We start from the raw sequence: 10,761 nt of genomic DNA on the forward strand, positions 1-10,761 counted from the left end.
ACTTAAATGCGCCCCTATTCCGTCGTAGTGCTCGACTCACACGCGCCACCCTTCCCACCGGGGTGCAGGGGCGCGGGTCCCTTCCGGCGCCCGTGCACCCGAGGCCCCTAGACTCCGGCCATGGCTGACGACACCCCGCTCGACGCGCTCGGCGCGGGCAAGTACCTGCTGCTCACCACCTATCGCAAGAACGGCACCACCGTCCCGACGCCGGTGTGGGTGGTGCGTGACGGCGAGGCGCTCGGTGTCTGGACGGTCGCGGACTCCTGGAAGGTCAAGCGGGTCCGCAACCGCGCCGACGTCCTCGTCGGCCCCTGCGACGTGCGCGGCAATCCCACCGGTGACTCCGTGCCCGCACACGCCGAGATCCTGGACGCGGCGGGCTCAGCCGCCTACCGGAGGCTCATCGCCCGCAAGTACGGCGTCCTCGGCCGCCTCACCCTGCTCGGCAGCCGACTGCGCCGGGGCTCCGACGGCACGGTCGGCATCCGCGTCACCCTCACGTAGGCATCCCCAGGGCTCCGGCCAAGCCCGTCAGGGTTCCCGGGCGGACGGTCACCCGTGTCCGTCCGTCGAGCCCGCGTGCCCCGTCCGCCACGCCCGGGCGGCGATCTCCAACCGGTTCCGGGCCGCCAGCTTCAGCTGGACGCTGCCGAGGTGGGTCTTGACCGTGGAGAGGGAGACGAACATCGAGGCGGCGATCTCGGCGTTGGTGTGCCCGAGCGCGACAGGCGCACCACGTCGAGTTCCCGCTCGGTCAACGGCTCCTGGACGCGCGGGGACCCCGGGCCCGCCCCGGCCTCCTGCCGCTTCTTCCCCCTCTCCTCCGTGACGTGCTTGAGCAGCCGGACCGTCACCGACGGCGACACCAGCGCGTCCCCCACCGCGGCCGCCCGGACGGCCTCGGCCAGCAGGGGCGCGGGCATCGAGCGGGCCGCGACCGAGGCGCTGGCCTCGATGCGCCGCACGGTCGGCGTGCTGCGCGAGCACGAGGACGAGATCGGGACCGCCGACCGACGCCCGGTGGGGGACCTGGCGGGCGTCGGCGAACTGGTGCGGGGCTTCGACGGTGTCAGCGGGGTCGACGGACACACCGCCCTGCTGCGCCACGACCCCTCCGTCCCCGCCGACCTGCCGCACGAGGTGCAGGCAGCCGCCTTCCGTGTCGTGCAGGAGGCCCTGACGAACGTCCGTCGGCACGCCGCCGACGCCACCGAGGTCACCGTCGACCTCCGTTACACCCGGGGTGACCTGGAGGTCCTGGTGCGTGACGACGGGCGCGGCGGCGCCCGCTGCCGGAGGCGGCCCGGGGCGCAGGCTTCGGTCTCGTCGGTCTCACGGAGCGGGTGACCGCGCTCGGCGGCCGCATCCAGGCCCGCCCGCGCGAGGACGGCCCCGGCTGGGCGGTCCTCGCCGTGCTCCCGGCCGCCCGCTGAGCTGAACCTCCCGGCCCGGCTGCCCGTATCTCCTCTCGGGGATGGCGGGAGACCGCGTGCACGGAAGGAGAACAGCGTGTCGATACCGCCCGAACCGGGCAGGACGACGAAGCGTCCCACGATCGAGCCGACCTATGTCATGCGCCGGCGCAGGACCGAGGCCCTGGCCGAGCTGCTGCGCGAGTTCGAGCAGTTCAAGGGGGAGGCCGCCCCGCAGGACGAGTACGAGACCGTCGCCGTACCGCCGAGTCCGGCACCCGCGCCCGCCCCTGCGCCCGAGCCCCCGGCGCGGCCCGCCCCCGAGCGGATCCTGCCCCGGCCGGAGTACGAGACCGAGGAACTGCCCCCGGTCATGGTCGGCGAGGACTTCGGCTCCGGCACGGTCCCGCCCCGCGCCGAGCGGCGGCAGGAGCGACGGCGACGGCGTCCGGAACCCGGCGGCGGACCGGGCCTGAAGCGCGCGGCGGTGGTCGTCGGCGTCGGCGCGGCGGCCCTCCTCGGCTTCGGCGCCGCGCTCCTGCTGCCCGGCGGCGACACCGGCGAGGAGGCGCGCACGGTCACCCCGAAGCCGACCCCCTCGGCCTCGGCCCCCGAGGTCTCCGCCCCCGCCCGGAACGACGCCGTCGACCCGGACGGCGCCGGCACCCTCCGGGAGGGCGACAGCGGCCCCCAGGTCTCCGAACTCCAGCAGCGACTGCTCCGCATCCCCGACGTCTACGCGGGCGGCTCCACCTCGGGCCGGTACGACGGCGTGCTGAAGGAAGCGGTGGCGCGCTTCCAGCTCTGGTACGGCATCCGGGGCGACGAGACGGGCGTCTACGGCAACGACACCCGCCAGGACCTGGAGTCACGTACCGCCCTCTGACCCCGGAACGGCCCGGTGCGGCCCCGCGGCGGGGCCGCACCCCCGGTACGTCACCGGCGGGATCCGGGTTGTTGCCCCGCCTCGGACGGACCATCCTGGCCATATGGTGACGAAGGGGTCCGGTGCGTCGCGGGCTGCCACGGCCGACGAGGCGATGGCGGTGGTCGACGCGCGCGGCCTCGTCGCGGGGTGGAGCGAAGGCGCCCGGCGGCTCACCGGTTACGGCGCGGGGGACGTGACCGGACGGCCGGCGGCGGATCTCGTCGACGGGGACGCGGCGGCGGTGTGGCGGACGCTGCTGACGCACGGCGACACGGTGGTGGACCTGGTCTACCGGGACGGGCGGCGCCAGAAGGTGGCGCTGCGGATCTGCCCGCTGCGGGGCGGGGCGGGCGAGGGGCGGCGGTTCGTCGTCCAGGCGGCACCCGACCCGGCCGAGCGCGGCCTCGGGGAGCTGGCCTTCACCCAGGCGTCGATGTCCATGTCCGTCTTCGACACCGGGCAGCGCTATCTGCGGATGAACGACTGGGCGTGCCGGGTGATGGGCCAGTCCGAGGAGGAGTTCCGCCACCGGTACTTCCCCGACACCGTGGAGGACGCCGAGCACAGCCGGGGCTTCCTGCGCCACCTGGAGATCGTGGTGGAGACCGGGCAGCCGGTCCGTTACGAGAGCTGGACCCGTTCGCCCTCCGGCCGGCGCATGCATGCCTGGACCTCCGAGATGTGGCCCGTCCGGGACGACTCCGGCCGGCTGATCGGCACCGCGCTCGCCGCGTTCGACAGCAGTGAGCAGTTCGCGTCCCGCCAGCGTCTCGCCCTGCTGAACGAGGCCGCCGGATCCATCGGTACCCGACTCGACGTCGTCCGGACCGCCCGCGAACTGGCCGAGCTGGTCGTGCCCCGGCTCGCCGACTTCGCCAGCGTGGACCTCCTGGAGTCCGTGCTGCAGGGCGAGGAACCCGAGGCGGTCCCGGAGGGCCGCGAGGTGAGGCTGCGCCGTGCCGCCCACCACTCCCCGACGCCGGGCGTCCCGGAGGCGGCGATCGGCCTGGGCTCCGCCGACGTCTACCCGCTCGCCTCGCCGCCCGCCCGTGCCCTGCTCACCGGGGAGCCCGTGCTCGCCCGCACCGGCGACCACGGCCTCGACTCCTGGTTCGCCCGGCACGGTGCCCGTTCCGCCAAGCTCCGGGAGGCCGAGGAGCGCGACCTGTCCCTGATGGCCGTGCCCCTGGTCGCGCGCGGCACCACGCTCGGCGTGGCCGTCTTCGTCCGCCTCCTGACCCCCGAGCACCCCGACGCCTTCGACCTAGACGACGTCTCCCTCGCGGAGGAACTCTGCAGCCGGGCGGCGGTCTGCGTCGACAACGCCCGCCGCTACACCAGGGAACGGACGACGGCGCTGGCCCTGCAGCGCAGCCTGCTGCCGAAGACGGTCGCCGGACAGGCGGCCGTCGAGTTCGCCTCCCGCTATCTGCCCGCGCTGTCCCAGGCCGGGGTGGGAGGCGACTGGTTCGACGTGATCCCGCTGTCCGGGACCCGGGTGGCCCTGGTCGTCGGGGACGTCGTCGGACACGGCATCCACGCCTCCGTCACCATGGGCCGGCTGCGTACGGCCGTGTGGGCGCTCGCCGACGTCGATCTGCCGCCCGACGAGCTGCTCACCCACCTGGACGACCTCGTGGAGCACCTGGCGGCCGGTGACGACACGGGCGACGGGGAGATCGGCGCGACCTGCCTGTACGCGGTGTACGACCCGGTGGACCGCAGCTGTTCCATCGCCTCGGCCGGGCATGTGCCACCCGTGGTGGTGCGGCCCGACGGCGGTGTGGAGGTCGTCGAGGTGGTGGCGGGTCCGATGCTCGGCGTCGGCGGGCTCCCGTTCGAGGCGACGGAACTGGCGCTGCCCGAGGGATCGGTTCTCGCGCTCTACACCGACGGTCTGGTCGAGGCCCGCGACCGGGACGTCGACACGGGCACGGGCGCCCTGTGCGCCGCGCTGAAAGGGCCGGTGGGCAGCCTGGAGGGCGCCTGCGACACCGTACTGAGGGCGCTGCTGCCCGACACCCCGGCCGACGACGTGGCCCTGCTGCTGGCCCGCACCCGCGCGCTCGACGCGGAACAGGTCGCCGTATGGAACCTGACCGACGACCCGGCGCTGGTCGCCAATGCGCGCAAACTGGCCACCGAACAGCTCACGCGCTGGGGCCTGGAGGAGGCCGCCTTCGTCACCGAACTCGTGGTCAGCGAACTGGTCACCAACGCCATCCGCTACGGCGGCGCCCCCATCCAGCTGCGCCTCATCCGCGACCGCACCCTCATCTGCGAGGTCTCCGACGCCAGCAGCACCTCGCCGCATCTGCGCCGGGCCCGCAGCTTCGACGAGGGGGGCCGCGGCCTGCTCCTCGTCGCCCAGCTCACCGACCGCTGGGGCAGCCGCCCGAGCGGCGCGGGCAAGACCATCTGGGCCGAGCAGGCCCTGCCGCCGAGCCTGTGAACGGCTGTCGGGGGCGGCTCGCGCCACCCCCGACAGCCCTTGCGGTGCGGCGAGTTACTTCTTCCGCAGGTGGACCGACACCCCGTGCGCGGTGAAGACCTGCTCGGCCGTCCAGCCCTCCACGGCCACGGTGACCTCGGCGAACCGGCCCTGCACGGACCGCGCCCCGAGGACCGCCACCGTGTCGCCGGACCGCGGCGGCCGCGCGGCGTCGAACCGGACCACCAGCCTGCTGCCCGGCTCCAGGACCGCGCGCCGGTCCACGTCGAGGGCCGGGTCGGCGCCCCGGTCCAGCGTCACGTCGAGGACACCGGCCTGCGTGTAGTCGCCGCGCACGCGGACGGTGCGCCCGCCCGTGGCCAGCGTGCCGCCCTTCACCCGGACGTCACCGCGGCCGAGGGCTCCCTCGGAGCCCGCCGCGAGCACACCGGCCTCCACGACGGTGCCGCCCTTGTAGCGGTTCGCGCCGGCCAGCGTCAGCGAACCGGTGCCCCGCTTGACGAGACCGCCCACCCCGTCGATGTCGTTGTGCCAGGTGTCGGCCGCGCCGAAGCCGCCGCGCGCGGCGTCGAGCGTGACGGTGACGTCCGTGTCGAAGGCGCCGTAGCCGTCCGCCGCCGCGAACAGGTTGAGCCGGCCCCACTGCTCCCAGCCGTCCAGCAGGACGTACCCGGAGGGCAGCGCGGTCGTGCGCAGCACCTCGCGCCGCTGCGCCGCGTCGAGGTACGGCAGACGCGTCTCCAGCAGGACCTCCGCGCCCTTCGGCACGACCATGCCCTCGGACGCGCCGCGCCGGCGCAGGACGTACGTCAGCTTCGGCTCGACCAGGCGGGCGTTGGCCAAACGGTCGGCGTACGGGTCGTCGGCGTCGGAGTGCGCGTAGGCGAACAGCGTGTCGGCGGTGGTGCCGGTCTTCGCCTGGAAGTACTCGGCGGCCTGCCTGCGCGCGGCGGCCTTGAGTTCGGTGTTCACCGGCTTGGAGAGCACGGCGGCGGCCAGGGCCGTGGCCATGATCCGGCCGCCCATGACGTCGACCGTGGAGTGCATGCCGGACATGATCCGGGTGTGGGTCAGCTCGAAGGCGCGGGTCACGATCTCCTGGAAGCGCTCCGGGACCGCGTACGCGTAGGCCAGGGCCGCCAGGTGGAAGGCGTTGGTGTGGCCGCTGGGGAAGCCCCCGTCCTCGGCCGGGACCTCGCTGCGCTGCCGCAGGAGCTGCTTCACGACGACGACGTCGGACTCGTAGACGGGGTAGCCGAGCGCGTCCTTCTCGCCGGTGTCGACGACCTGGCTGTCCTCGTTCATCCGCCAGGGCCGCGGGTACTGGAAGCTGAACTTGGCGGGGTTGCTGGAGGTGAAGTCCCCGCGCACGGTGTCGACGAGCTTGGCCACCAGACCGAGGTCCGAGTCGTACGAGCCCGCGCCCAGCGTGGAACCGGCGGGCGCGCCGGCCGGCACGGCGTCGTTGATCTTGCCTGCCGGGATGCCGTCGGGGGCGGCGGTGATCGAGGTGACCGCCTTGGCACCCGTGCGGTACAGGTCGGCCAGCGGACCGAGGCCGCCGATCATGGCGTAGCTCTGGTGCTGCCGGTCGTAGACGAACGCCTCACGGGCCTGCGCCTCCGTGCGGCGGCCGGTCAGGCGCGCGCAGTAGCGCATGTTGTCGCGCAGGATCTCCGGCATCAGCGGGGTGCCGGTGTTCCAGGCGCTGCCCGTCTTCCAGATCACGGCGAAGCCGCCGAGCGCGCGGATGACGGCGTTGGTCTCGGCGGTCTGGTTCGCCGTGGTGTTGGTGCTGTAGTCGTCGACGAAGGCCGCGAACGCGGTGGCTGCCTTGGCCTCGGGGGCCTGCCACAGGCTCGTGACGGTCGGAGCGGCTATCAGACCGGCCGTGACGCCGAGTGAGTTCCTGAGGAAGACACGGCGGTCGAGAGTGTGGTGCCCGGCGGATGACGGCATGGAGCGCCGCTCCTTTCGCGAGGTGGTGATCGGGTGCGGGCTGAGCGTGGGGGTGACGCATGACCGGTCGGTGTCCGGTCGACGACCGGACGGTGATCAGCGGGTGACCGGTCGGAGGAGAGTACGTGAGAGCGCCAACGCCCCTTCGACCGGGGGCACTTGGAGCACATGCGGTCGCGCGGACGGTACAGCGTCGAGGAGTGCTTCGGCGAATGCGGAGTACAGGGCGGGCCTGGAGAGGATCGTCCCGCCGGCCACCACCACGTCGTCGACGGGGACCCGGCGGGCCGCGAGCCGGGCCACGAGCGAGGCGAGCGCGCGGCCCCCTTCGGTGATGACCCGGCCAGCCAGGGCGGAGCCCTCCTCGGCGGCCTCGAACACCTGCGGAGCGTGCCGGCCCCAGTCGGCGGACATCGCCGTGGCGGCCTCCAGGGCGCCACCGAGAGCCGGCACCTCGCTCACCCCGAAGGCGGCGGTCAGCCGGCCGGCGAGCGCGTCGGGTGCCTCGCCCCGGTCGTGCGCGGCCCAGACGGCACGACATGCCTCCCGGACCAGACCGGCGGCGCCGCCCTCGTCGCCGAGGACCGCACCCCAGCCGCCGACCTGCACGGACGTACCGTCCGAGGAGCGGCCGACGGCCACCGAACCGGTGCCCGCGACGAGACCCACCCCTTGGGCGAAACCGGCGGCGGGAGCCAGCAGCTCGGCGTCACCGACCACCAGGCACGGCACCTGAAGCCGTTCCTGGAGGGCGAGGCGTATCCCTTCGCACTGCCGGGCCGTCTCGCAGGCATGGGCGCCGACGGCCACGGCGGACACGGGGGTGTGCGCGGGCAGCACCTCCTCGACCAGCGTGGCCAGCCATGCGGTCGCGGCCGCCGGGTCGTGCGGCCGCCAGCCACGGCTGGCACGGACGTGGTCGGCGACGGACTCCGTCCCCGTGACAGCACGGAGATGGGTCTTGGTGCCGCCCACGTCGATACCGACCGTGACGGGCCTTGAGTCCGGCACGTGAGGCCTCTTTCGTCGTTGCGTTGCGATGGGCGCAGCGACGGCTGGGCGAAACCGTGCCAGGACACACAGGGTCTGTAGGGGGTGCTAGGGAAGCCCCGGGACGGGCCTCTGCGGGTGCGGTAGGCGAGTACCGCTTGACTTCGTTAGGAAATTAACTAACGAATAAGGGTGCGTCAAGGGTTATGACGCCGGATCCCGCACGGCCGTGCGGACCGGAAGATCGCGGCACGACTGGGGAGAGCATGCACCTGAGCGAGAGCGCCCGCGCTGTCTTCGCCGTACTGGCCGCGTCGAGCACCGCCACCCGTCCCCAACTGGCTACCGGGGCGCGCCTTTCCAAACCGACCGTCTCCACCGCCGTGGCCGAGCTCGAGGCCGCCGGTCTCGCCGCCCGCTCCGGCACCCTCAACGGAGGAACCGGCAGGTCGGCGGCCGTATATGATCTCGGGCTCGCCGCCGGTGCGGTCCTCGCCGTCGACCTCGGCCCCAGCGTCACCCGGGTGCGGGTGTGCGCCCTGGACGGCACGCTGCTCGCCGAGGGCACCGGTCTGCGGGCCGACAGCGTCGACGTGGTCGCGGACGCCCTCTCCGGGCTGTCGGCCGGCGCGCCGCTGCGCGCCATCGTCGTCGCCGTCGGCGATGTCACCGTCCAGGGCCGGGAGGGCAGGGCCGTACGGCCCGCCACCGCCAAGGCGGGGCCCATCTTCGACGCGCTGACCGTGGCCCTCCCGCCCGGGGTGCCCGTCCACGTCGAGAACAACGTGAACTGCGCCGCCCTCGCCGAGCTGCACGAAGGCGCCGCCCGGGGCCGGGACACCTTCGGCTACCTGCGGATCGGCGTCGGTATCGGTCTCGGTGTCGTCATCGGCGGCCAGGTGCTGCGCGGCGCGAACGGCGCCGCCGGTGAGGTGGCCCGGCTGCCCTATCCGTGGGACGCGGACCGTGAACCCCGCCACGAGGGCCTGGAGGCGCACCTAGGCGCGGGTTCCCTGCTGCGGCGCGCGGCGGACGCCTGGCAGGGCGCCGACGACCCCTGCCCGGACACCGTCGACGGGCTGTTCGCGCTGGCCGACACCGGACACGCCACGGCCTGCGCCGTCGTCGCCCGGCACGCCGCCGACGTGGGCAGACTCGCCGTCGCGGCCACCGCGGTCCTGGACCCCGGCCTGATCGTGCTGGGCGGCGCCGTCGGCTCCAAGCCGCAGCTGCTGCCCGGCGTACGGGCCGAACTGGCCCGGCTGAGCTGGCCCACCGAGGTCGTGAGCAGCGCGCTCGGCGACAGCGGCACCGTCGTGGGGGCCAGTCGCCTGGCCGTGACCCGGGGAATCCAAACCGTGACCGGAGGCGGGGCGGTGAAGCATTGACGGACTCCACCGGCATCTGCCAATGTCCGGACAAGCGCTTTCTAAGTCGGCCGGGACGCCGGCTTGGGGCGAGCCTCCCGCCCGTACTCGACGTACGGCAACCGCACGAGGGCGTGCCCGTGCGGTGACGGCCAGCAGGCCGGGGATCCCGCCCCGCGTGGACGACGCGGCCGGGCGAGGCCGTGCCCCCCGGAAAGCAGCTTTCCAGCAAAATGCACCCGTGCCGCCTCGGTCGGCGCGCCGTGCTCTGTCCCCTACCGAAAAAAAGGGATCGAAGATGACCACTGTGGGTGTGCGGCGCTCAAGCCGACTCGGCCGCGGCGGTATGCGCCGCATGGTTCCCCTCGCTGCCGTTGCCTCGGCCGCGACCCTGCTGCTCTCCGCCTGTGGAGGCGGCTCCGACTCGGGCGGCACCTCCAAGTCACTGACGTTCTGGATCTCCACCGTTCCGGGGCAGGACGCGGGCTGGAAGAAGGTGGTGGCGCAGTACAAGAAGGAGACGGGCGTCAAGGTCAAGCTCGTCAACATCCCCTACGACGGCTACACGACCAAGCTGCACAACGCCGCGCAGGCGAACTCCCTGCCCGACGTGGCCGCCGTGCCGGCGCTGGACCCGATCTGGTCGAACAAGCTGATCGACCTCAAGTCCATCGCCGACAAGAAGAGCAACAACATCAACCAGAACTTCCTGGCGAAGGACTCGTCCGGGAAGGTGCTCTCCATCCCCTCGGACGTCACGGCGTCCGGCATGTTCATCAACAAGTCGCTCTTCGAGAAGGCCGGCGTCGACTACCCGACCTCGCCCGACAAGACCTGGACCTGGACCGACTTCATCAAGGCGGCGGACAAGGTCCGCGAGAAGACCAAGGCCAAGTACTCCCTGACCTTCGACCAGTCGCCGTCGCGGCTGCGCGCCATGGTGTACGAGATGGGCGGCAAGTACGTTCACGCGGACGACTCCGGCACGTTCTCGGTGGACGCGGCGACCAAGAAGGCCGTGAACACCTTCGTCGGATGGAACGACGACAAGACCATGCCGAAGTCGGTCTGGACGAGCGGCGCCGACCCGTCGGCGATGTTCCAGAGCGGTGACGTCGTCGCCTACTGGTCCGGCGTGTGGCAGGTCCCCGCCTTCGCGGAGAGCATCAAGAAGTTCGAGTGGGCGAGCGTCCCGACCCCGGCCCAGCCGGTGCAGGCCAGTGACGTCAACAGCGGCGGTCTGACGGTCGGCTTCAACAACAACGCCGATGCGGCCGCCGCAGCCAAGAAGTTCCTGTCCTGGCTGTACGAGCCCGACCACTACCGGACGCTGTGCGAGACCTCCGGGTTCCTGCCGGTCGAGAGCGGCCTGAACCCGAAGTACCCGTTCAAGTCCGAGGCGGCGCAGGCGGCGTACAAGCTCTACAACGAGTCGATCCCGCTCTACGACCCCATCTCCGGCTACTTCAACAGCGCGCAGACCAACTGGGTGCTGAAGGGCAAGAGCCTCACCGAGGACCCGACCAAGACGGAACTCGGCAAGGCGATCAACGGCCAGCAGTCGGCCGACAAGGCCCTGGAGAACATCGTGGCCGGCTACAACCAGCAGGTCGGCGGCTGAGCGCAGGCCCGGGCCGGGCGGCGGGGTCC

At 72.9% G+C, this 10,761-nt stretch carries 7 protein-coding genes and 2 pseudogenes; 6 read left to right on the forward strand and 3 right to left on the reverse strand.

The features are described from left to right. Positions 1–120 precede the first annotated feature (120 nt). Complete coding sequence (locus ACFU5F_RS41020) at positions 121–507, forward strand: PPOX class F420-dependent oxidoreductase (protein WP_383898620.1); 387 nt, start codon at positions 121–123, stop codon at positions 505–507. Positions 508–555: 48 nt separating this feature from the next. On the opposite strand, the pseudogene ACFU5F_RS41025 reads toward ACFU5F_RS41020, so the two are convergent. Continuing rightward, positions 556–914 (reverse strand): annotated as a pseudogene (locus tag ACFU5F_RS41025) (response regulator transcription factor); the annotation flags it as partial. A 4-nt stretch (positions 915–918) separates the two neighbouring features. Here ACFU5F_RS41025 and ACFU5F_RS41030 point away from each other — a divergent pair. The 3 genes and pseudogenes from ACFU5F_RS41030 to ACFU5F_RS41040 form a co-directional block, all read left to right on the forward strand. Then, positions 919–1,436 (forward strand): annotated as a pseudogene (locus ACFU5F_RS41030) (sensor histidine kinase); the annotation flags it as partial. Between the two features lie 76 nt (positions 1,437–1,512). After that, the gene (locus ACFU5F_RS41035) at positions 1,513–2,301 is read left to right on the forward strand and encodes a peptidoglycan-binding protein (RefSeq protein WP_383898621.1); all 789 of its coding nucleotides are present in this window, start codon (positions 1,513–1,515) and stop codon (positions 2,299–2,301) included. 103 nt (positions 2,302–2,404) lie between these two features. Then, complete coding sequence (locus tag ACFU5F_RS41040; RefSeq protein ID WP_383898623.1) at positions 2,405–4,795, forward strand: SpoIIE family protein phosphatase; 2,391 nt, start codon at positions 2,405–2,407, stop codon at positions 4,793–4,795. 54 nt (positions 4,796–4,849) lie between these two features. Here ACFU5F_RS41040 and ACFU5F_RS41045 read toward each other — a convergent pair whose 3' ends face one another. Together ACFU5F_RS41045 and ACFU5F_RS41050 are read right to left on the reverse strand one after the other, a co-directional pair. Beyond that, a complete protein-coding gene (locus ACFU5F_RS41045) occupies positions 4,850–6,754 on the reverse strand; it encodes a phosphatase PAP2 family protein (RefSeq protein ID WP_383898625.1) in 1,905 nt (634 codons plus the stop codon). A gap of 96 nt (positions 6,755–6,850) precedes the next feature. Continuing rightward, complete coding sequence (locus tag ACFU5F_RS41050) at positions 6,851–7,765, reverse strand: BadF/BadG/BcrA/BcrD ATPase family protein (RefSeq protein ID WP_383898627.1); 915 nt, start codon at positions 7,763–7,765, stop codon at positions 6,851–6,853. 245 nt (positions 7,766–8,010) lie between these two features. Here ACFU5F_RS41050 and ACFU5F_RS41055 point away from each other — a divergent pair, with 245 nt between their 5' ends. Together ACFU5F_RS41055 and ACFU5F_RS41060 are read left to right on the forward strand one after the other, a co-directional pair. Continuing rightward, positions 8,011–9,132, forward strand: a complete 1,122-nt coding sequence (locus ACFU5F_RS41055) for an ROK family protein (protein WP_383898629.1) — start codon at positions 8,011–8,013, stop codon at positions 9,130–9,132. 277 nt (positions 9,133–9,409) lie between these two features. Further along, on the forward strand, positions 9,410–10,732 hold the full coding sequence (locus tag ACFU5F_RS41060; protein WP_383898630.1) for an extracellular solute-binding protein: 1,323 nt from the start codon (positions 9,410–9,412) through the stop codon (positions 10,730–10,732). Positions 10,733–10,761 lie beyond the last annotated feature (29 nt).

Source organism: Streptomyces sp. NPDC057438 (assembly GCF_042802995.1).
GTDB lineage: Bacteria > Actinomycetota > Actinomycetes > Streptomycetales > Streptomycetaceae > Streptomyces.